Below are 22,451 nucleotides of genomic sequence, written 5' to 3'. Positions count from 1 at the left end.
CTCAACCCGCCGATGTGAGCTCCTCGAACCGTGCCAAAGCAGCGGCGAGGTCGGCCTCGTCGAACAGTTCGCAGCGGTTGATCAGGTCGCCGGCGAGCGTGAGGAGCGCGATCTCACGCCATTCGGCGTCGAAGCCCTCCGGCGACGTCCCGTGCACCGCCTGTGTGACGAGCGCACCGCACTTGTTCAGGCGATGGATGGTTTCGGCATGGGCCCTGGCGCCGGGTGTGACATCCCAGGTGGCTTGGATGTAAGAGGTCTGCTCGCCAGGAGCGAAGGCGATCGCGCGCCTGCGGTCGACGTTCTCCCAATCGAGCGTGGTCGCCGGCAGCTCATGCCTGTTGAACGCGGCGTAGCCCGCCGTGATGGCCGACCAGGTGCGCGCGTGGGCGGCGCCTTCGCCGGCGAGATAGCGCGCATCGAGCTCGGCTAGGGCGGCCTCGATGCCGTCGGGATCAAAGGTGACCACCGCGGCGATTCGCTCGTCGGTATCCAGCTCGACGACTTCGAGCACGTAGACGTCAATCGCGGCGGACGGTTGCCCCACGTAACGCGAGCGCCTGAGCATGAGGCGCTCACCCCGCGTCGCGATGACCGTCGCCGCGGCGACCCTGATGCCGAGGCCGGCGATCGCGCAGGCGTCCTGAAGTGCGGCATCCCGACCAATCCGAATTCCGGAGCCTACGAGGTGCCGGCGATCGTCACCGTAGAAGCTCTCGGCCAGCATCGCCTCGATCGCGGCCAGATCCGGTGCAGCGAAACACTTGTGGAAGCGCTCGTACATGTCGCTTGCGGTGTTATGTAGACGCCCGGCCGTCGGGTGCAGCTCCTCGAACCGGGCCAGCGCAGCGTCGAGGTCTGCCTCGTCGAATAGTTCACAGCGGCTGACCATTTCGCCGTCGACCAGCAGAATGTGGGTGTCCTTCCACTCGGCGTGGAAGCCGTCCTGCGAGACCCCTTGCGCGACATGGGTGACCACTGCGCCGTGGTCGGTCAACCGGTGCACCGCCACGATGTGGATCTTGGTGTCAGGTGAGTCATCCCATGCGGCTTGGATATAACTGATCATGTCGCCAGGCTGGAAACCTGCTCCTCGACGGTTGTCGATGTTCACCCAGCCAGGTGTCGTCGGGGCAGTCTCGCGGCGGTTGAATGCGGCGTATGCAGCCACGATTACCGACCAGGTCCGCGCGAACGGCGCCGCCTCACCAGCAAGGTAGCGGGCGTCGAGTTCGGCGAGAGCCGCGTCGATGTCGTCGGGATCGAAAACGACGCGTGCCACAACTTGTCCGTCGGCGTCGGTTTCGACCACGTCGAGCACATCGGTGTGGAACGCCTCCGGTAGTTCGCCGCTCGATGCTCGTGCACGATTGAGAACGATGCGATCGCCACGGACCGCGATAGTGTCCGCCGTCCAAGTCGTTACTCCAACCCCGGCGATGCCAGATATCTCGCTGATCACGGCATCACGCCCACGTTGGACACCCGCGTTGACCACCAGGCGACGGTCGTCATTGGATATGCCCTCAGCTAGTACCTCGGTCAGTGCGGCCCAGTTGCCGCTGGAGTAGCAGTCCTTCATGCGCTCGTACGCACGAGTTGCCGCGTTTTCCAGTCGCGCCCTCGGGGCGCTGAGCTCTTCTAGTTTTGCGACCGCGAGGGCCAGATCCGCCTCGCCGAAAGCTTCAGCGCGACTCATCCGGTCGCCATCGACCGTCAACAAGGCGATGTCTCGCCATTCGGCGTCGAACCCTTCGTTCGAGGTCGCTGATGACACGTGAGTTGTGACTGCGCCGATTTCAGTGAGTCGATGTACTGCTTCGACATAGATGGTGGCTTGCGACGTGATGTCCCACAATGCGTTGAGCGACACTCCCAATTCGCCCGTGTCGACCGTGAGCACCTGTCGGTGATCGATGTCCACCCAGTCCGGCGTCACCGCGGGAAGCTCGCGCCGATTGAGAGTGACATAGGCGTCAGCGATGACGGACCACGTGTGCGCGTGCGGGGCGGCTTCCCCGGCAAGGTAACGAGCGTCCAGTTCCGCGATGGCAGCATCGAAGTCGTCGAGGTCGAACCATATCTGCAGAGCGATTCGGCCGGCGTCGTCGATGCCATATATCTGGAGAAGCTCGTCCTCGGGTGCCCCAGCGCTCATGTCGGCGGTGCCCACTCTCAATCGTGAAAGGGCAAGGCGCTCCCCTCGAACAGCGATCACCGTCGCGGTGACCCGCATGCCGCCGGTCTCGAGGTTGAGTCTGTTCTGGTGCACCCAGTCAGACGGCATGTCGACCGGCGCGAAACCGACGATCTTGCGACAACTTTCTGCAGTGGCCGCAGCTGCGAACAGTTGCTCGAATTCGGCCCACGCCCCTCGGTCGACAGCCGCCAACACGCGCTCGCCTGCTCGCACACATGAGCTATCGAGCTCGCCGCTCGCTGGCTCAGGTAGCGCCGGCGTAGTGGTCCGGACGCTCTCGCCGACAAGGCGACGTGCCTTCTCGACAAGGGCTACAGCCTCCTTCTGCTCGTACAGGGCTGCAGCTCCTTCGGCAGCGGACTGCATCCCGGAGGGATCGCCTGCGGCACCCAGCACTATTGCGAGCACCAAACATGCATCGCCGTGATCGACCAGCGCGTCGGTGCGCTCGGCCAGGGCCACAGCCTCCTCGGCGAGCCGCCGTGCCTCAGCGTGATCTTTGCCTCGTGACAGCAGCTGTGCCTTGAGGACGCGCCACGCAATCGAGGCCTTCAGTGCATGGCCTGCGAGGCGCTCACTCTCGGCGCATAGTTCGTCGGCTTCGTCGTCGCGGCTCAGGAGCATGCACGCGCGCCCCAACAGGGCGGCCGTCTCGGCTGTATCGGCGTCAAGGCCCATCCGGCGAAAGCCGTTGTAAGCCAGACGCAAATGCTGTTCGGCCGCGTCCGGATCGTCGAGAATGAGCTCGACGATGCCGGCGAAGTGCTCGACCTCGAGGAGCCCATGTCGCAAACCAAGTCCGGTGACCGTTCGGCGGGCCGAGTCGATCATGCGTCGTGCGGCACCGGCCCGGCCGCGATATGCCTCCAGTACGGCCTGACACCGCGTCGACGTCGCCTCCACCGCAGGCGAATCGGCGGTGATTCGCAACAGGCGCACCACATCAAGGCAGCGCCCGCCTGCGCGCGGAACCGGATTGGGTCCCCAGAGAGCCGCAAGGGGTGCTCCGGCCAACACGTTGTTCACCCTGCGGTGTTCTCGTGCGCGGCGGGCAGCGGAAAGCGCATGGTCCAAGGCGGTTTCGCAGTCGGCGATCCGACCGAGCCGGGCGAGACATTGCGCGCGCACGGTGTGTGCCTTGGCTTCCCCTGCGCCATCGTTCAATTCGGCCAATCGCTGGGCGGCTTTGTCCAACGCGAGTTCGAGATCGTCGAGTCGCTCGGGATGGATTAGCATCGAGAGTTGTCCGTCGAAGCACGTCGCCCACGCCGCGAGGCGTGCTGAATGCTGGGTCGCTTCCTGGAGTTGGGCGACGGCGCTTGCCGCCGACGCGACGTCACCCGAGGCCAACAGTGCTTCGCACCGTGCGACCAGTAGTTCGGCGCGTTGGTCGTCGCGGTCGGGCAACTCGTCGTCGAGTTCTTCGAGTGCATGCAGGGCTTGGTCATAGAGTTCTGCGGCGCCTTCGTAGGCAAGTCGGGTCATCGCTTGGTCGGCTGCACGTCGGCAGTATTCGACGGCCTTGACTGCATTTCCGGCCCAGGCACATTCGAAGTAATGATGCGCCAGTTCGGCCAACCGCTCGTCGTCGATGCCGGGCGTGTTCTCCAGTGTGGTGGCGATGCGCTGGTGCAGTCGCATGCGCCGCACGGACGCCAGCTCGGCCAACAGTGACTGCCGGACGATGGCGTGATTGAACCGGTAGCAGCCGCCAGGCTCTTCGATGATGATGCCCGCCGTGCACGCTTCGTCGAACGCATCGACGAGCTCCTGGTCAAGCACCCGCTCGACCAGGTCCACGGCAAACCGGCTGCCAACAACCGCGGCTGCCGAAAGCGCCTTGTTGGTCTCCGCGGAAAGCCGGGAGAGCCTGCGGCTCACGGCTTCTCGCACCCCCTGGGGCAGGGTGCTCGAGTCCCAGCGGCCACCGCTTTCACCGACGTGCCGCAGCGCTTCGATGAGAAAGAACGGATTGCCGCCGGTGACCGACGCCAAAGCCCGGCCCAGTTCTTCGTCGTCGTAACCGGCTTCGGCGACGTACGCGGTCACGTCGTCGGTGCCCAGGCCGCTGAGCTGAACGCGGTCGGCTGTGCCGGCGCGATGGAGGTCGGCAAGCATGGCCGCGAGCGGGTGCGACCGGTCGAGATCTGTGCTGCGGTATGTGCCGACGAGCTGTACGCGGGCGTGGTCGCCGAACCGCAGGACGTGTCGCAGCAGCAGCAAGGTGGATTTGGCGGCCCAGTGCAGGTCGTCGAGAACCAGCACGACGGGTGCGGTCGCAGACGCGACTTCCAGGAGCGCGACGACAGCGTCGAACAGCGCGTAGCGTTCGGTGTCCGGGTCGGCTCGGGCGGGTGCGACAAGGTCGGGCAACGCATCGAGCAATCCAGGAATCAAGGGCAGCAGCGCTTCGACGCCGCGCATGGCCCGCAACCGGCTGCCCCCAACGCACGGCACAAGAGTGCGTAGCGATTCCGCGAATGGTTGGTACGGCGCGCCGAGGTCCTCATCGCACCGGCCGTACAGCACGACAGCACCTTTCTCGTATGCCCGAGAGGACCATTCGCCGGCCAGCCGAGTCTTGCCGACACCAGGCTCGCCGGCGATCAGCACTGCTCGGGTGCCGCCGCTGAGCGTGGCTTGCCAGGCGGACGTGAGATGACTGAGCTCAGACTCGCGCCCGACGAAGGGGCCGGATCCGGTGAGTACGGCGGGCAATTCGGGTCGCGCGATCGGGGGAGTGCTTGGGGGCGATGCGTTGTCGTTGGTGTCGAGGCGAAGTTCGTAAACGTGCTCGGGGCGTGCCAGATTCTTCAGTTGTCGCGTCCCCAGATCCACGAGTGCAACGTCGTCGGAGAGGGAATCGATCACGAGTTCGGCGGTCGCACCCGAGCACAGGGTCTGCCCACCCGTGGCCAGGGACCGTAGCCGGGCGGCGCGGTTGACCGATCGACCGAAATAGTCGCCGTCGCGGAGTTCTGCCTCGCCGGTGTGCAAGGCGATTCGGATACGCATGGGTTCGGCCAGCGCCCACGGCTCCTGGAGGATCGCGTCTTGCAGCTCGATGGCGGCAGCGGCGGCTGCCGAAGGGCGGTCGAAGACCGAGAATGTCGCATCGCCCTCCCCGCGCGTCTTGATCAGGCGACCGCCTCGGGATGTGATGACCTGCTCGACGATCTCGTCGTGGCGAGCGAGCGCGACGGCCATGGCGTCGGCATCTGCCTCCCAGGCGGAGGTCGACCCCTCGATGTCGGTGAGCAGGAAGGTCACCGCGCGTGTTACAGCGGGAACATGTTGCGCCGCAGGGAGGTCCAGTGTGTCGTCCTGCGCGACGATCGCGGCCTCGAGGCGTCGAAGCTCGGGTCCGGGATCTATTCCCAACTCATCGGCCAGCAGCGTGCGGGCGCGTCGGTACGCGCCCAGCGCCTCACCCTGCCGGCCGGCACGGTACAGGGCGAGCATCAGCTGGCCCCAACGTCTTTCGCGCAGCGGTGCGTCCGCCACCGAGGCCTCAAGCTCACCGATGATTTCCGCCGCTCTGCCAGTCATCAGCAGCGCGTCGGCCCGATCTTCGATCAGTGCGGCGTGGCCCTCGACCCAGCGCGTCTTCTCGGACGCTCCGCGCCGGCCGTCGGGAAGCTCGGGAACTCCCCGCCACAAGGCCACAGCCTCGCCGAACCGAGCCACTGCACCGCTGGCGTCACCGGCGGCTGCTGCGGCACGACCGAGCCCGACTGCTCGCTTGTAGCGTGAGGCATCAACTTCGGTGGTGCTCAGGCGCCATCCGGTTCCCTCGGTCAAGACGAATCCGTCGCCGAGAGCATGCCGCAACGACGAGATGTGGGTCTGCAGGGCTTTGGCGGCGGTGCGTGGTGGGGCATCGCCCCACAGCAACTCGACCAGCGTCGTGGCGGGGACGACCGAACCACCGTGCAGCCCGAGCATCGTGAGTATCGCGCGCGGCTTTGCGCCCGGTATGACGACGGGCGCACCGTCCTTCCGGACCTGGAGAGGTCCCAAAACCTCCAGTTCCACCGATGGAAGCGTACTCACATGGGAGATCGTCGGTGTGGCGATTCAACATGTGGTCAAGATCGAGTAAAGGGTAGTGAGTGAGCCCTTTTGCGACGGGCATTGTCGCACGATCGTCTGTCGCGCAATTGCATTGCGCCATAAGGCCTGTGGATGAAGTGCGGGTTGTGGATAACCGGTTCGTGGGTCGGTGGATCGCGCTAGAATTCGAACATGCTTGCGAACACCGTGGTGGACCGGGACGCGGTCCTGGCGGCGTTCGACGAGTACGACGCGGTGTGCGACAAGCTGGCGGGGTTGAACTTCGACGCGCTGAGCCTGCCCGAGCTCTTGGAGCTGGCGTCCCGCCGTGAAACCCAGGCCCGCCGCGCCCCCACGGTCGATCACCGGTTGCTCGCCGAAGCACAAACACGGGTCACCGCGCGTGAGATCGGCGCGAAAAGCTGGGCCGACGCGTTGGCGATCCGGCTGCGGATCAGCCCGACGGAAGCTAAACGCCGCGTCACCGAGGCAGCCCTGCTCGGCCCGCGCACCGCGGTGTCGGGCGAACCCCTGCCCCCGGTGCTGCCGGCCACCGCCACCGCCCAAGCCGCCGGCCAGATCAACACCGAGCATGTCGCGGTCATCAAGAAGTTCTTCGACAAATGCCCGGTACCACTGGACGCGTCGACCCACACCGAGATCGACACGGATTTGGCCCGCATCGGCGCCGGCAACTCCCCGGACATCCTGCGGCGCTGCGCCGAACGCATCGCCTATCTGCTCAACCAGGACGGCCCGAACCTCAGGAGTCTGTCCAGGAGCGGCGTCGCGGGATCGTCATCTCCCCGCAACGCCTCGACGGGACGAGCAAGATCTTCGGCTACCTCGACGCCGAAACCGCGGCCACCTTGGCGCCGATGCTGGCCAAACTCTCCGCCCCGGGCATGTGCAACCGCGCCGATGAACATCCATGTGTCGATGGCACGCCCAGCGCCGAGGCCATCGCCGCGGATACGCGTACCGCCGCGCAACGCACCCACGACGCGTTCCTGGCCATGGGGCGCGCGCTGCTGGCCTCGGGAAAATTGGGCCAACACAACGGATTACCGGTATCCGTCGTGATCTCGACCACGGTTCGAGAATTGGAATCGTTATCCGGGGTGGCCACCACCGGCAGCGGGATCCGCTTGTCGATCCCGCAGGTGATTCACATGGCGGCACGCGCCCGGCAGTACCTGGCGGTGTTCGCCAACCACAAGGAAGTGCCGTTGTATCTGGGGCGCGCCAAGCGGCTGGCCTCGGTCGGGCAACGCCTGGCCCTGCACGCCCGCGACGGCGGCTGCACCAAACCCGGATGCTCGCACCCGCCGGATCGCTGCCAAGGCCACCACGCCGAGAGGGACTACGCCCAAGGCGGGCAGACCGACATCACCGACCTGACCCTGGCCTGCCCCAAAGACAACCGCCTGGTCAGCGAACAGGGCTGGACCACCCACGTGCGCGACGACGGCCGCGTGGAATGGATCCCCCCACCGCTGCTCGACACCGGCCAAGACCGCCTCAACCACTACTGGCACCCCGAAGACCTCTTCCACCCCAACACAGACGCCGTCGGCGAGGGCACCGGTGCGGACGCCGACGGACAGCCCGCCGAGGCCGCCCCGCCGGAGGAAGAACCATGCCACCGGAACCCAGACGAAACCGGCGATACCGGCCCAGCGTCCAATCGTGATGAGGCACGGGACCAAGAGACACCTCAGATCGGCGGCGAGGACACTGACGACGACGCCGTGACAGGCGACCAAGCACCCGCCGAGGCCGACCCGTGGCCTGAAGTGGTCACCTCAGGGCCTGAAGAACTGCGCCCCACGAACACGCAAGACACCGGCGATACCGGGACTGACTCCGATAACGATGACGCACCAGAAGATCCCGCCCAACCAGGCGCCGAGGCAACCCAGATCATCGGCGGCGAGGGCACTGACGACGACGCCGTGACGGGCGACCAAGCACCCGCCGAGCCCGACCCGTGGCCTGAAGTGCTCACCTCCGGACCTGAAGAAGTGTGCCCCGCGAATGCGGACGAGACAGGCGATGCCGACCCCGCCTCCAATAATGATGACGCACCAGAAGATCTCGCCCAGCCGGACAATGCGGCACCCCAGGCTATGGGCGGCCGAGACGCCGGCAACCACACCGCCCACGCCACACAACGACCCCGCAACCGGGACGGGCCGGACGACCCCTAGAGGCCGCGGCGGGCGGAGCGCAACGCGGCGACGGCAACGTCGTCGCCGGAGAACGTCACGTCGGCCTGTTCGCGGCCCGCCGCGAACATCAACAGCTCACCGGGAGCACCGGTGACGGTGACCTCTGGGCCGCGGCCGATGGTGGTCAGTGTCTTGCCCTCGGGCGTGGTCAGTGTGACGCGGGCCGGAGACTTCGACATCGTCATCCTGGCCATGTTGGAGACCATCCGGGCCAGTGCGCTGACGGTGGCATCGTCGAGTTCCCTTGGCTTCCAGCCGGGTTGGGCACGCCGGACATCTTCGTTGTGAATGAACATCTCACCGACGTTCACCAACGGGTCGAGCAGGAAGAACGGTGAGTACAGCGGTGGGCCGGCGGCGATCTTGTCCACCAGCTCGGCCCAGTCGGTGCCTGCGGTGACCTGTTCCTGCACCTTGGCGGTGTAGCCGGCGAGCTGCGGAACCAGGATGCCGGGCGCGGCGTCGAGCCGACGTTCCCGCACCACCAGGTGGGCGGCCAGGTCGCGGGCGTTCCAGCCCTCACACAGTGTGGGGGCGTCCGGACCGGCCGCACGCATGGTTTGAACGAGCGCCGCGCGCTCGCGCTTCGCTGCTGTCATGCGCGATCCGCCTTCGGTTCCTCGCTGGAAGTCATACCCACGACTCTAGAAGCTCTCCACACCCTGCACCGCGACAACCATGCCGTGACCAGTCGCATCGTTGGTGAACCGGGTGCCGTCGCTGCCGGCGTCGACGGTCCAACCGAGTGCCCGATACGGGCGGTAGTCGAGCGTCACTGCCGGGATATCGCCGAGATTGCCAAGAACCCAATGGATTTGACCGCCGGTACTGACTCGGACTCCGTTGGCGGGCGCGCCGTCGACGATCGGTGAGTTTGTGAAGTCCGATTCGCAACCGACTTCCCGGCTGGAGATCTGGCAGCGCGTCTTACCGGATTTGGTCTGGATGAAGACGTAGCCGTTGGTCGGTTCGAGCGCGGCGGCACCGGGTGGGGCTTGCGAGGTGGTGGTCGCCGGTGGCGTTGTGGTGCTGGGGGACGGCGTGGGACTCGACCGACTCGGCCGGGGAGTGGGGAAGGTGGGCTCGGTCAGCGAGGGCGGGCTGGTGACGGGCGAGCCCTCGATGCTCGAGTGGCACGCGGTGAGTAAGGCCCCGGCGGTCAGCAGGGCACCCAGCAGTGGCCGAGCCGTCACGCGACAAGGCTATGCAGCCGGCCGCGCCGGTGGGTTATGACGCGCCGACCATTGCCGCATATCCGTCGGCGAGGGCCCGCAGCTGGGCTGCGCCGTCGCCGCTGTGCGATGAGCCGTGCATGATCGCCATAGTCGTCGGATTCAGCTCGGCCAGTTGGGCCAGGGTAGGACCCAGGTTGGTGGTCAGGCCGGTGGCGTGAAACAGCCCCTCGGCTTCCAGTGCCGGTGCCACGCAATCGGATTCGGTCAGTGCCGGGCATTGCCCGGTGTGGGTGAAGAGATCACCCGCCAACAGCGTTGAGGTGGTTTCGTCGAACCAAAGGCCCGCTTCCCAATTGTGTGGCACGTGCGGCGTCGGGATGAATCTCAGCCGGTGGCCGCCGATGTCGTGTGCACCCTCCGGTGCGGCGACCGGCGGCCGGTCGCACATGTCGGCCAGCGACAGCATGATGGCCAACGGGCCGTGGATCACCTCGGCGTTCGGGGCGGCGGCCAGCATCTGGTTCATCGCACCGCATTCGTCGGCTTCCAAGTGACCGAAGGAGATCCAGCGCAGTCGGTCAAGTGGCAGGACGCGTTTGATCGCCTCGGACACCGACGGAAACAGGTACCGCATGCCGGTGTGGAACAGGAAAGGCTGGTCGCCGGTCAACAGGAACTGGTTGAAGGTGAAGCCGTGCTCGGTGATGCCGGGAACCCACGTGGAGATCCGGTAGATGTCCGGTGCGATCTCGTCAACCTGGGCTGCTGTGGAGTCGCTCATCGCCGCGAGTCAGGAGAAGTCGCGGAACGCGAGTGCAAACCCGGCGACCGCAGTCACCGCGGCGATGGCGTAGCCGATGATCGACCACCAGCCGAGGTGGTAATACGCGGTGACGGCCACGATCGCCATCGCGAGGAACACCATCACCATCCCGTACAGCGGCGGGCGAGCGGCGTAACGGTTACGGGTATGGGGATGGCTGCGGGTCATCGATTCACCTCGTCCTGTCCGGTTCTTACTCTTCAGGATCCACCGGACGGTTCGCCACCACCGGGAATTCGCCGGTATAGCCCATACGTTCGCCCGCGGCCTCCATTACGCGGCCGCGCACCAGGTACCAGCCGCCGATGAGCATCGGGATGAGGACGACGAGCGTCCCGACGGTCCAGGTGCCGATCGGAGCGTCGAAGGCCATCAGTACCAGCACGGCGACGAGGAACAGCAGGGTCGCGTAGCCGCTGTACGGCGTGAACGGCATCCGGAAGTTGGGCCGTTTCATGATGCCTGCGTCGGACATCTTCACCAGTCGCAGCTGGCACAGCACGATCGTGCCCCACGACGCGATGATGCCGAGCGCCGCCATGTTGAGCACGATCTCGAACGCCTCACCGGGCTCGAAAGCATTGAGGACCACACCGAAAAGGCAGATCACGCACGTCAGTACGATGCCGCCGTACGGCACGCCGTTGCGCGACATCCTGGCGGTGAACTTCGGTGCGCTGCCGTTCATCGCCATCGACCGCAGGATGCGGCCTGTCGAGTACAGCCCGGCGTTGAGGCTGGAGAACGCCGCGGTGAGCACCACGATGTTCATGATGTCGCCGGCTCCGGCGAAGCCGATCTTGGAGAAGAACGTGACGAACGGGCTCTGGTGCTTGTCGTAGGCGGTGTAGGGCAGCAGCAGCGCCAACAGGACCACCGATCCGACGTAGAAGATTGCGATGCGGGCCACCACGGAGTTGATGGCGCGCGGCATGATCTTCTCCGGTTCGGCGGTCTCGCCAGCCGCGGTGCCGACCAATTCGACTGCGGCATAGGCGAATACCACGCCGGACGTGACGATCAGCAGGGGTAGCGCACCCGTGGGGAACAATCCGCCGTGTTGCGCGATGATGCTCAGGCCGGTGCTGTGGCCATCGACCTGATAGCGGCCGGCGAGGAAGATCGTGCCGACGACGAGGAACGTCATGAGCGCCAGCACCTTGATCAGCGCGGCCCAGAACTCCATCTCGCCGAACATCTTGACCGAGATGAGGTTGACCGACAGCACGATCGCCAGCGCGAGGAACGCCAGCAGCCACTGCGGAATGACGTTGAAGGTCTTCCAGTAGTGGAAGTAGGTGGCGATGGCCGTGGTGTCCACGATGGCCGTCATCGCCCAGTTCAGGAAGTACAGCCAGCCGACGGCGTATGCCGCCTTCTCGCCGTAGAACTCGCGGGCATAGGACACGAACGATCCCGACGACGGCCGGTGCAGGACCAGCTCACCGAGTGCCCGCAGGATCAGGAACACGAAGATGCCGCAGACGGCGTACACCAGGAACAGTCCGGGGCCGGCCGAGGCCAGGCGGCCACCTGCGCCGAGGAACAGGCCGGTGCCGATGGCGCCGCCGATGGCGATCATCTGCAGCTGGCGCGGCTTGAGGCCCTTGTGATAGCCGGCGTCTTCCTTGGTGAGGTTCGGCGACGGGGCGGTGGCGGGTTGGGCTTGCGGAGACTGCGCGGTCATCGGAGTCCAATCTCGGCTGTGCGGCTGTCAGACAGCTTGATCGAACGAGTGTGACACCGGTCACGTTTTTCCGTCAAGGAGGTGAACTTCGGTTCAGGGCCTCATGGGGTCATGGAGGTCAGCTTGTTGACCGCGTCCTCGACCCGATCCAGGTGTTGCCGCATGCTGTCGGAGGCGTCGGCGAAGTCCCCGGCGGTGATGGCCTCGAGGATGCGGCGGTGTTCGCGATCGGATGCGGTGCGTCGTTCGTGGATGCTCGCGTTGAGTAGCCGCGACTGGATCGACAGCGCGCCGCGGATGGCCCCGACCACCGTCGCGAACACCTCGTTGCCCGAGGCTCGGGCGATGCCGAGGTGGAAATCGGTGTCCATCTTGACCCACCGTGCCGGATCGGTTTCGGCACTCATGGCGTCGACAATCTTCGTCAGAGCTGCCAGTTCTTCATCGGTGCGGCGGCGTGCCGCCCAGCCGGCGGCCGGTACCTCGATGTAGGGCCTGGCCTCTACGAGGTCGCGCGCCGAGAACCGGCCATACCGTGGGGCGGCCGCATGGGTCGAGATCACGGTGGTGCCCGAACCGGTCTTGGTCTCGGTCAAGCCGAGTGTTTGGCAGGAGCGCAGCGCCTCCCGGATCACCGAGCGGCTGACTCCGTAGCGCGCGGCCAGCGCGGCCTCGGGCGGCAGTTTCACCCCGAGCGGCAGGTCGCCGTTCTCGATGGCCGAGCACAGGTCGTCGAACACTGTTTCGGCGGCGTTGCGCCGCACGACGGCGGCCGGCCGATCTGTCCAGCTATCGGGCAGATTCATGAAACTAGCGTGCCCGTCAGCTGTGAGGACTGTCAACGTCCGCGAGGCCGGTGTCCCCGAAAAGAGCGACGGCCGGAAGCGGTCCAATGCGGACCTGCTTCCGGCCGTCGGCCCGGGGTTCTGTTAGCTTCCGGCGTCACCCGCGGTCTGCACCACGGTCGCTGCGGGAGCGGAGGCGCCCAACTGGCGGGCCGCGAAATCGGCTGCCTGGATGGCCATCCCGTTGTCCTTGTAGGAGCTGTGCGCCGACCGGTTCAAGCCGCCCGGGTAGCACACCGGGTCACCCGTCGCGCAGAGCTGAATGGTCTTGCCGGAGTAGAGCGGCCCGATGGCGATAGACGGTGCGTCGCGGTCGGCCAGGTGCAGGAACCAGTCGTCGGGCGTACCGAACAGGGCCACGGCGGCGACGTGGGAGGCGACGGCCGGCGGCATCGGACCTGAAATGCTGGCGGGCAGGACGAATCCGGCGGGAACGGAAGCCGATGTGGTGTAGCCGGCCACCGCGGCGCCCTGCGAGTACCCGCCCAGCACGATCTTGGTCGCCGGGCAGTTCGCCGCGATCGACTGAATCCTGTTGCTGGCGTCGGCGATTCCGTCAACCGCCTGGCCGAAATCCAGGGATGCCGGGTAGTTCACCGCGTACACGTCGACGGTCTTTCCCGGCAGCCGGTCGGTGAGGGCGTCGACGAAGGCCTGCCCCGTCGCGCCGACACCGGGTGCTTCGAACGTGCCGCGGGCGAACACGACCTCGACGTTCGCACATGCATCGTCGGCCGCGTTGGCGGTCGCGACCGGGCCGGCGAGCGAGCCGACGACGATAGCTGCCAACGCGAGCACGGTGTAAATCGTGGACTGCGCCATTCTGGTGATCACGTGCCACTCCCATCTCGGTCCGTTTGCCACGGCTACGGTGTCTTCAGTGGCAACTAACTGCTACAAGTGGGAGACCTGAGCTGCGATTCCGTGGACGTCAAGTGATGTACGCCACGTGATGAAAGTGCGTGTTTCGGGATTGCCGAAGGCGCGGCGAGCGTTAGCGCCGCGGATGTCGGCCCGGGCGGCGAGGACGCCGGTAATCTGCGCACATGCTGCCCGTTTACGAGCCCGACGAACGGTGGGTACCCGCCGACCGGCGCTGGTGCGGCCTCGACCGCCGGACCATCCCGCCGGCCCTGGCTGTCCTGTGCCTTGCGATCGTGATGACTGTGGTTGCGCCTGCGGTGAATTCGTCGTTCACCTACACCGAGCAGGTGGCGCCCGGCGACATCATGGAACTGGCCGACGGTGTGACGTTCGTGCCCGAGCCGGGCTGGGGCATCACCGACGGCGTGCGCCGCGGCAACGAGCCCGCAAGCGGTTATCCGAGCACCGCGACCGTGGTCAACGGGGACGCGTCGCTGTCCGTCGGGGTGGTGCCGTTCAAGGGCGACGCCGATGCCGCGCTGGCTCAGCTCGAGGAGCGCGTGCGCAGGGCCGAGCCCGACGGTGCCGAGGCGACGACGAGTGCCCGGGCCCCGGTGACCACGGATCAGGGAGTGCAGGGGAGAACCGTCGACCTCACGGATCCGGTGGCGCACAAGGTGTTGGCGGCGTTCGTCATCGACGGTTTCGCGGTGAAGGCCGTCGCGATCGAGCCGCTGCTGGCCACCAACAGTGACCGTGACACAGCCAACCGGATGATCACCAGCATCCGGCGGGACGTGCAGGTGGGCCGATGACCGCACCGGAAACGGCCCAGATGGATTCCCTTGTCGCCGCGCGGATCTCAGCGATCGACGCGTCCGGATGGGGGCGCCGCTTCGTGTTCATCCAACCGCGCAACCTGGCTTTCTGGGTATACGTGCTGCTGGTCCTCGTCGGGCTCGGCCAGTTCGCCGATTCCGTGGGCAGTTTCAACTCGCACTCGGTGCTGACCGCGGCCGTCGTCTTCGCGATCTACGGCGCGGTCATCTGGTTCCTGGCCCAGCGCGCCGACCGCTACACCGAGCTGCCGGTCAAGCTGCTGATCACGGCCTTCGTGTGGGGTGCCTTCGCCGCGACCTGGGCGATGGCGGCCGTCGCCAACACAGCCATCGGGGACTTGTACGCCAAGCAGTTCGGCCAGCGCTGGTCGTTGGACTGGGCTGCCGGGTTGTCGGCGCCCGTCACCGAGGAACTCGCCAAGGGTGCCGGGCTGGTGCTGCTCATTGTGCTGGCACCGCGCATCGTGCGGACCGCGTTCGACGGATTCATCATCGGCCTGGTCATCGGTCTGGGATTCCAGTTGCTCGAAGACATGTTGTACGCGTTGCGCGATCAGGACGGGATGGCCGTCGTCATGGTGCTGCGCATGCTGACCGGCGTGGGTGGCCATTTCGCCTACACAGCGATCTTCTGCGCCGGGCTCATCTATGTGTTGGGCCGCCCCGCCGAACCCCGCAGGGTGGGCCGCGGGCTGCTGCTCATGGTGTCGGCGCCTGTGCTGCATGGTCTTTGGGACTCGGCCGGAAGCCTGGTCGGTGGCAGCAGCCTGCTGCTGATCGTGCTCTGGGCGGCCATCCTGCTGGTGACGCTGGTCATCTTCTTCCGGGTCTATGTGCTGACCGTGCCGCGGGAGCGGGCGCTGCTGCGCAGTGTGCTGGCGCCCGAGGTGGCGTCGGGAGTGTTGGCGGAGGCCGAGCTCGACGCCATCGCGGGCAACCGCAGAACCCGGCGGCGCTATCGGAAGTCCTTGCGTCCCAAATCCGTTCGGCGTACGGCGCGGCAGGTTCTGCAGGCCGGCTACGATCTGGCGCAGGAACTGGCCCGTTCCCGCGGTGCCGATACTCCGGCGGTCCAGTTCGCGCGGTCGGAGATCGCCCGCATCCGCAGCGGCGCGCCGTCGCGGTGGTGACGCGACGCGGGTGATGTCAGGCCGACGGGCCGAGCAGCCCACGCAGCGCGGTCTTCGCCAGCTGGCGCGCATGTTGTTCGGTGAGCGCGTAGTGACCGGTCATGCGCCGGAAGATCAAAGGCCCGAACAAAATGTCGATGACGTCGTCGATCGCCAGGCCCGGGTCGGCGTCGCCGCGTGCCACGCCGCGCTGCCACAGGGTGGTGATGGCCGCACGCCTGCCGTCGAGGAAGTACTCGCGGAAATATGTTGCGCCGACGGGATCGTCGACGCACGCGGCGAGTAACTGAGCGAACACCTCGCCGCGTGCACTGGCGTAGAAGGCCGACACCCGCATCACCTGTTCGGTGAGATCTCCTGCGGTACTTCCGGTGTCGGGCAGTGGCAGGGCTTGGGCCATCATCGTCCCGAACGCTTCGGCAGCCACCGCGGTGCGCGATGGCCAGTGCTTGTAGATGGTGGCCTTGCTGGCGCCTGACCGCGCCGCGATCGCGTCGACCGTGGTGGCGGGAAAGCCGCCCGTGTCGAGCAGATCGGCGGTCGCGTTCAGGACGGCCTGGTGGATGCGGTCGCTGCGCGCGCCGGTGGGGCGGACGAAGGCGTGCTCACCTGCGCCGTGGGTGTCAGGCGACATCGTCGTGGTCGGTGGACTCGGCGACGGCGCGCCACTGGTTCATCTCGGATTGCACGTGGGCGATCTTGGCCTCGACCGCCGCGATGGTGTCGCGGCCCAGCTGCAGGCGCAGTGGCGGCTGCGGGGACTCCACGACGTCGATGATGGCGTTGGCGGCCTTCACCGGATCGCCTGGCTGATCGTGGTTGCGCTCACCGGCGACGACGCGCATCTGCCCGGCCGGCCCGTCGGTGTAGTCGTCGATGGTCCGCTGCTGGGTCTGCAGGCTCGACGAGTCGAGGAAGTCGGTGCGGAAGTATCCGGGCTCGATCACCATCGCGTGCACGCCCAGCGGTTTGAGCTCGGCATGCAGCGCCTCCGACAGCGCCTCGACAGCGAACTTGGTGGAGGCGTACACGCCCCAGCCGGGCGAGCCGACGAATCCGCCGACCGAGGAGATGTTGGCGATGGTGCCGGAGCGCTGTCCGCGCAGTACCGGGGCCACCGCGCGGGTGACGGTGAGCAGGCCGAAGACGTTGGTGTCGTAGACCGCGCGAATTTCGGCATCGGTGGCTTCTTCGACGGCGCCCAGCAGGCCCCGGCCCGCGTTGTTGATCAGCACGTCGATGCGGCCGAACCGCTCGACCGCGGCTTGAACGGCGTCGCGGGCCTGTGCCTCGTCGGTGACGTCGAGCGTCACGGCCAGCAGATGCTCGCCCGCGTCGGGCAGGGCCGCGGTGATGGTGGCGGCATCGCGTGCCGTGGCGACCACGTCGTGACCGCGGGTGAGGGCCTCGCGGGCGATCTCCAAGCCGAAACCGCGGGATGCTCCGGTGATGAACCAAACGCTCATGTTGTGACCTGCCTTTTCGGACTCAACTGAACTGTACGATCAGTTTAGTTTTGACGGAACGGTCGATGCAACGGACGAGTCGGGATGGTTATTCCTGCGATTCAGTGATGCAGCGCGGTGCGCACCACATCGACCATCGCGGCGGTCTCGGGTGTCCGGCCGAAATGCTCGATGATCTGCACCTGAATCTCACCGACGAGGCCACCGAGGATCGCGCCGACCGCGATCATCGTCGGCTCGTCGTCCTTGAAGACCGGCCGCAGGATCGATTCGTACTCCTCGTTGGTGAGCTGACCCATCTTGTCGACGATGGTCTGCTCGAGGTCCAGCGCGCTCATCGCGTAGTCCTGCGCGTCGCGCAGTGTGGTGGGCAGCCGCTCGAGCACCATCTGCACCAGGTTGTCCTTGAGCGCGTTGTACCGCTGGGTCCCGATGGCGAGCTTCACCAGGGGTGTGGCGATACCGGTCTGCGCGTCGATGGCGGCTTCGACCTCCTTGCCGACGAGCGCGAACAGCTTGTCGGCGCCCGGACCGCGCAGGATGCCGTCGAACAGGATCTCCGGCGAGAACAGATCCTCGGACAGGATCCTGGCGTAGTCCTTGGTGATGGTGTCGCGTTGTGCGTGCAGCAAGCCCTGGAACGGGATGAAGCCCAGATACTTGGTCGGCTGGACCGGCCGGAACAGCATGTTCAGTGCGATGTAGTCGCTGATGAAGCCGACGCCGAAGCCGAACGCCGGCATGATCCACGGGTTCTGGAACAGCGCCCACGCCACCATCTGCACCAAGCCGATGCCCAGGCCGAAGTAGATGCCGCTGCGCCGGACGAACGCCATGGCGTTGTCGCCGAGCCCGCGCATCAGCTTGTTGAGCTTCTCCTTGTTGCGCACCAGCGTGGTGACCGCGAGGAACTGCACGTCGACGAAGCGGGGCAGGTCGGCCCGCATCTCGCCCAGCATCTTCTCGACGACCTTTGGGGTCTGCTCGTGGATGCGGGCCTGAATGGTTCGGCGGGCCGCGTCGGGAAGTGAATCCCACAACCCCGGACGGATCTGCTCGGCGAGTTCGCGGGAGATCTCGTCGACCGCCTGGGTCAGCGGCTCGCGCAGGTTCTCGACAGCCTCCCTGGCGTCGACCTTCTCGAGTAGTTCCTCGGGTTTGAGCAGGTTCTGCGTGAGCAACTCGATGGTCTTGGACCCCACCTTGCCTGCGCGGCGCGGCACGATGCCCTGCCAGCCGATCGGGCCGATGCCGACGAAGGCCAGGGGTCGGTAGAGCATCTCCAGCGCCACGATCTTGGTGCTCCACCCCACGAAGGCGGCCACGAAGGGCATGGAGAGATAGATGAACCAGTTGGCGCCGAAGTCGGCCTTGATCTCCTGCCAGTTCTGGATGGCGAGGATCGTCTCGCTGGTGCTGCTCATGCGCGATCCGCCTCCGGCTCCTCGCTCACCGACCGTCCTGCGCCATAGCGGCCTCCCACAACCCCATGCCCAGGCTCGACAGGCTCAGCGTGAGTCGCTCCACGCGTGCCGTCAACGGACCGCGCGTCGCTGTCTTCATCGCCGCGAGCACTGCCGGCTCGGCCATCAGCACCTCGTAGTCGCTCTTCATGCCCGGGTCCTCGGGCCCGGTCTCCACCAAGCCCAACGAGAGCAGATGCCCGACGTACTGCGGCACCATGCCGGGCAGTGCCACGTTGGCGGTGCGGCCGATCAGGCACGCGTTCTCCAGCACGGCCTGTCCGGGGGTCCGCGAGCGGGTCCAGGACCGGACGTTGACCAGAGGCGAGGCCGCGCCGTCGGACAGCGCGCCGATGATGCGGGCTTCGTCGGCGACGAGCTGGTTGAGCAGCCGGTGGTACAGCTCGACCTGGCTGCCGCTGGTGCTCTGGTCGAGCGCCCGCTCCAGCAGCCGGCCCATCTTCGAGTGCAACGATTCGGTCGTCGGCTCGTCGGGCACCGCCGACTGCGGTGTCTTGGGCGTCGTCTCGACCGCGTCGAGCCGGTCCCGCAGCAGGGTCATCAGCTGCTCTTCGCCCCAGCTGGCGAGTTGCATACCGACCTTGGCGGCGTCGGTCGCCCGGCCGGCGATGCCGAATGGGTCGAACCACTTGGGCACAGGCGCCTGGTACTTCGGCGTGCGGATGGCAAACGCGATCTCACCCACCGGCGTGGACAGCTTGAATCCGCGGCGCTGAAGGGCCCGCCGTTTCTTCGGCGAGTCGGAGGTGACTGGCGTGCTGGAATCCGCCTTCGACAATTCCTGTGACATCGCTGATCGACCGCCTCCCCGGTACCAGATGTGTCCGCAGTTCAGTACCGATCGACCTTAGATCTACGGCATCGAGATGTGCGCACGGTACCTGGTCGGGGGACCGCGGTGCGCCAGTGGGCGCAAACTCACACTCGTTCGGCGACCTTCAGCGGCGGCGGGCGATGGTCGGGACGTGTTCGGGGCGCACTCCGGTGCCGATGATGTAGCCCGGCACGGTAGCCAACCGGGGTAGCCGGTGCAGCAGGTTCCGCAGTGCCGGCGGCGGGATGATCTCCTTGCCCGCCATGGCAGGCGCCAGCACCTGCCGGTGCACGATCCGCTGAAAACCCTGGGTGACGACGGTGGGCACGGTGCGTTGGCGCTGCACCGCGGCCAGATTGGTTTCGGTGAGGCGGTGCTCGCGCAGGGGTGCGTGCAGCAACCGGGACGCCGCAACCGCATCCTGGATCGCGACATTGACGCCGACGCCGCCTGCCGGAGACATGGCGTGTGCGGCGTCGCCGATGCACAGCAGTCCGTCGCGATGCCAGGTGTGCAGGCGGTTGAGCCGGACATCGAGAAATTTGACGTCGTCCCACGAATTGAGCGAATCCACGTCGGACTCGGGGATCAGCTCGGCGAGCTCACTTTTGAAGCGGTCCAGGCCGCGGGACCGCAGGCCGGTGTCACTGCCTTTCGGGATCAGGTAGGCGATCTGGAAGTACCCCCGGCGCGGGATCATGATCAGCGCCTTGCCGGGTGCGGTGCGCGGGATGAGTGAATAGTCACCGTCGTTGGTGCGCGGCACCCGCAGCCACCAGACGTCGAACGGCACCGGGTACTCGCGGACCGACAGGCCGGATTCCCGGCGGGTGACCGACCAGCGTCCGTCGCAACCGACGGTGAGGTCGGCACGTAACTCGCCGGGACCGTCCGGGCTCTCGTAACGGACGCCGGTGATCCGGTCCCCGTCGCGCAGCAGTCCGGTGACCTCCGTTTGCATCCGCAGTGTGAAATGCGGTTCGGATTTGCCGGCGTCGGCGAGCAGGTCGAGAAAATCCCACTGCGGCACCATCGCGACATAAGGATGCGGTTGCCGCAGCCGCCGGAAGTCGACCATGGTGATGGCTTGTCCGTCGACGGTGAAGTCGCCCTTTTCGACCTTGCTGTAAGGGATTTGGTCGAACTTCTGCAGCAGGCCCAGTTCGTCCAGCAGGCGCATGGTGCTGGGGTGGACGGTGTCGCCGCGGAAATCCCGCAGGAAGTCGGCGTGCTTCTCCAGCACCGTCACATCGACCCCGCATCGGGCCAGGATCAGGCCGAGCATCATGCCGGCCGGGCCGCCACCCACGATGGCGCACGTCGTGCTGTCGGTCACGACACCCAGCCAACCACGAAAACCGCCGGCACAGAACGACAGGGCGATTGTGCGATCGCTCAAAGACGCCGGCGGGGGTTTGGGCATTATCTGCTCGCCATCGATGGTCGTCGGGGTCGATGCTGGCAGTCGAACACCCGGCGATTCGAAAGGCTGGAAACCACAGATGACCACGCGAAACGGCATCATCGGCGCTGTGCCCGCCACGCAGGTTCCGCGGTATGCGGGCAAGGGCACCTTCGCCCGGATCGCCGACATCCACGAGGTGTCCGATTACGACATCGCGATCCTCGGCGTGCCGTTCGACGGCGGAACCTCCTACCGCCCGGGAGCACGGTTCGGCCCGCTCGCGGTGCGCACCGCGGCCCGCGCGCTTCGCCCCGGCTACCACGTCGAACTCGGTGTCGCTCCCCTCGAACACGTCCAGGTGGTTGATGCCGGTGACGTCGCGGTCACGCCGTACAACATCGACGAGGCGTGCCGCCAGATCCAGGACCACGCCTCCGACATCCTCGCCGGCGGCGACCGCCGCATCGTGTCGATCGGTGGTGACCACACCATCGCGCTGCCCAATCTTCGTGCGCTGCATGCCAAACACGGGCCCGTCGCGCTGGTTCACTTCGACGCACACCTGGACACCTGGGACACCTATTTCAACGCCCCGGTCACCCACGGCACCATCTTTCGGCGCGCGTTCGAGGAAGGGTTGCTCATCGAGGACCACTCCATCCACGTCGGCATCCGCGGGCCGATCTACGACCAGATGGACCTCGACGACGACGCCAGGATGGGTTTCAAGATCATCCGGGCCGGCGACCTCGACGTGATCGGCGTCGACGCGGCCGTGGACGTGGTGCGCCGGCGGGTCGCCGACGTCCCGGTGTATCTGTCCATCGACATCGACGTGTTGGACCCAGCCTTCGCCCCGGGCACCGGCACCCCTGAAATGGGTGGCCTGACCTCGCGGGAGCTGCTCAAGATGCTGCGAAAGATGACCGGCCTCAACATCGTCGGCGCCGACGTCGTCGAGGTGGCTCCGGCCTACGATCACGCCGAGATCACCTGCGTCGCGGCGGCGACGCTGGTCTTCGACATCGTGTCGCTGATGGTCGCCGGAGCCCGCACCAACCTGCCCGTCAACGGAGAGGTTGCGACAACCGCCCGTCCATGACGTAGCATGCATCACACAACTGAAAACGTCGTTGACGCACTGTGGGAGAACCTCCGTTGTTCGGAGGCGCCGTAGGAGCAACTCCTCCCCGGGAATCTCTCAGGCCCAATACCGCAGTGTCGAGGCAACTCTGGAGAACAGCGCGATCCCTGGATCTCGCTTACCGAAGGGGAACAGCGCGGCAGCGCTAAAACTCTCAGGTTTCAGGACAGAGCGGGGAGGTGTCACCACCCGATACGTCGCGTCATCGCGGCGCCCCGAAACCGGAGTCACCTCGTGCCTGAGCTTTCTGAATTTGTCAACGGCGACAGTGTTTTTCGCGATCGCCACATC

Annotated in this window: 17 protein-coding genes, 1 pseudogene and 1 riboswitch; of the genes and pseudogenes, 5 read left to right on the top strand and 13 right to left on the bottom strand. The window is 66.4% G+C overall.

What is annotated here, in order from left to right:
- Position 1: 1 nt before the first annotated feature.
- A complete protein-coding gene (locus BTO20_RS32815; RefSeq protein WP_087080205.1) occupies positions 2-6,235 on the bottom strand; it encodes a BTAD domain-containing putative transcriptional regulator in 6,234 nt (2,077 codons plus the stop codon).
- A gap of 210 nt (positions 6,236-6,445) precedes the next feature.
- Here BTO20_RS32815 and BTO20_RS40790 point away from each other — a divergent pair.
- Positions 6,446-6,952 (top strand): annotated as a pseudogene (locus tag BTO20_RS40790) (DUF222 domain-containing protein); the annotation flags it as partial.
- The gene (locus BTO20_RS32810; protein WP_232490923.1) at positions 6,877-8,463 is read left to right on the top strand and encodes a DUF222 domain-containing protein; all 1,587 of its coding nucleotides are present in this window, start codon (positions 6,877-6,879) and stop codon (positions 8,461-8,463) included. The pseudogene BTO20_RS40790 and the gene BTO20_RS32810, both read left to right, overlap by 76 nt.
- On the opposite strand, the gene BTO20_RS32805 is transcribed toward BTO20_RS32810, so the two are convergent.
- The 7 genes from BTO20_RS32805 to BTO20_RS32775 all read right to left on the bottom strand — a co-directional run bounded on the left by BTO20_RS32805 (position 8,460) and on the right by BTO20_RS32775 (position 13,836).
- Entirely contained in the window at positions 8,460-9,083 is a 624-nt protein-coding gene (locus BTO20_RS32805) for a TIGR03085 family metal-binding protein (protein ID WP_087080203.1), read from the bottom strand. The two genes, BTO20_RS32810 and BTO20_RS32805, sit on opposite strands and share 4 nt — an antisense overlap.
- Positions 9,084-9,128: 45 nt before the next feature.
- Positions 9,129-9,677, bottom strand: a complete 549-nt coding sequence (locus BTO20_RS32800) for a hypothetical protein (protein ID WP_198344153.1) — start codon at positions 9,675-9,677, stop codon at positions 9,129-9,131.
- A 34-nt stretch (positions 9,678-9,711) separates the two neighbouring features.
- The gene (locus BTO20_RS32795; protein WP_087080201.1) at positions 9,712-10,440 is read right to left on the bottom strand and encodes an oxygen-binding di-iron domain-containing protein; all 729 of its coding nucleotides are present in this window, start codon (positions 10,438-10,440) and stop codon (positions 9,712-9,714) included.
- Positions 10,441-10,449: 9 nt separating this feature from the next.
- Complete coding sequence (locus tag BTO20_RS32790) at positions 10,450-10,650, bottom strand: hypothetical protein (protein ID WP_087080199.1); 201 nt, start codon at positions 10,648-10,650, stop codon at positions 10,450-10,452.
- Positions 10,651-10,675: 25 nt separating this feature from the next.
- Entirely contained in the window at positions 10,676-12,169 is a 1,494-nt protein-coding gene (locus tag BTO20_RS32785; protein ID WP_087080197.1) for an amino acid permease, read from the bottom strand.
- Between the two features lie 101 nt (positions 12,170-12,270).
- Positions 12,271-12,975 (bottom strand): FadR/GntR family transcriptional regulator, encoded by a 705-nt coding sequence (locus BTO20_RS32780; RefSeq protein WP_087080194.1) that lies wholly within the window; start codon positions 12,973-12,975, stop codon positions 12,271-12,273.
- Between the two features lie 123 nt (positions 12,976-13,098).
- Complete coding sequence (locus BTO20_RS32775) at positions 13,099-13,836, bottom strand: cutinase family protein (protein ID WP_087082999.1); 738 nt, start codon at positions 13,834-13,836, stop codon at positions 13,099-13,101.
- Positions 13,837-14,060: 224 nt separating this feature from the next.
- Between BTO20_RS32775 and BTO20_RS32770 the strand changes: the two genes are divergently transcribed.
- Together BTO20_RS32770 and BTO20_RS32765 are read left to right on the top strand one after the other, a co-directional pair.
- Entirely contained in the window at positions 14,061-14,693 is a 633-nt protein-coding gene (locus tag BTO20_RS32770) for a hypothetical protein (protein ID WP_087080192.1), read from the top strand.
- A complete protein-coding gene (locus BTO20_RS32765; protein WP_087080190.1) occupies positions 14,690-15,847 on the top strand; it encodes a PrsW family intramembrane metalloprotease in 1,158 nt (385 codons plus the stop codon). Before BTO20_RS32770 ends, BTO20_RS32765 begins: the two co-directional genes overlap by 4 nt.
- Positions 15,848-15,863: 16 nt before the next feature.
- On the opposite strand, the gene BTO20_RS32760 is transcribed toward BTO20_RS32765, so the two are convergent.
- The 5 genes from BTO20_RS32760 to BTO20_RS32740 all read right to left on the bottom strand — a co-directional run bounded on the left by BTO20_RS32760 (position 15,864) and on the right by BTO20_RS32740 (position 20,947).
- Positions 15,864-16,481: a TetR/AcrR family transcriptional regulator gene (locus BTO20_RS32760; RefSeq protein WP_087080188.1), complete on the bottom strand. Its 618-nt coding sequence runs from the start codon at positions 16,479-16,481 to the stop codon at positions 15,864-15,866.
- Positions 16,471-17,313, bottom strand: a complete 843-nt coding sequence (locus BTO20_RS32755; RefSeq protein WP_087080186.1) for an oxidoreductase — start codon at positions 17,311-17,313, stop codon at positions 16,471-16,473. Before BTO20_RS32755 ends, BTO20_RS32760 begins: the two co-directional genes overlap by 11 nt.
- A gap of 101 nt (positions 17,314-17,414) precedes the next feature.
- On the bottom strand, positions 17,415-18,737 hold the full coding sequence (locus BTO20_RS32750) for a DUF445 family protein (RefSeq protein ID WP_087080184.1): 1,323 nt from the start codon (positions 18,735-18,737) through the stop codon (positions 17,415-17,417).
- Between the two features lie 25 nt (positions 18,738-18,762).
- Positions 18,763-19,587, bottom strand: coding sequence for an Abi-alpha family protein (locus BTO20_RS32745; RefSeq protein WP_198344152.1), 825 nt, complete (start codon positions 19,585-19,587; stop codon positions 18,763-18,765).
- Between the two features lie 148 nt (positions 19,588-19,735).
- Positions 19,736-20,947: an FAD-dependent oxidoreductase gene (locus tag BTO20_RS32740; protein ID WP_198344151.1), complete on the bottom strand. Its 1,212-nt coding sequence runs from the start codon at positions 20,945-20,947 to the stop codon at positions 19,736-19,738.
- A gap of 166 nt (positions 20,948-21,113) precedes the next feature.
- Between BTO20_RS32740 and speB the strand changes: the two genes are divergently transcribed.
- A complete protein-coding gene (gene speB, locus BTO20_RS32735; protein ID WP_064945759.1) occupies positions 21,114-22,118 on the top strand; it encodes an agmatinase in 1,005 nt (334 codons plus the stop codon).
- A gap of 32 nt (positions 22,119-22,150) precedes the next feature.
- A riboswitch (glycine riboswitch) is annotated at positions 22,151-22,242 on the top strand.
- Positions 22,243-22,451: the final 209 nt, after the last annotated feature.

It is taken from the genome of Mycobacterium dioxanotrophicus (genome assembly GCF_002157835.1).
Classification (GTDB): Bacteria; Actinomycetota; Actinomycetes; order Mycobacteriales; family Mycobacteriaceae; genus Mycobacterium; species Mycobacterium dioxanotrophicus.
Note: the sequence above shows the minus strand (reverse complement) of the source record. Positions and strands in the feature narration are given on the sequence as shown.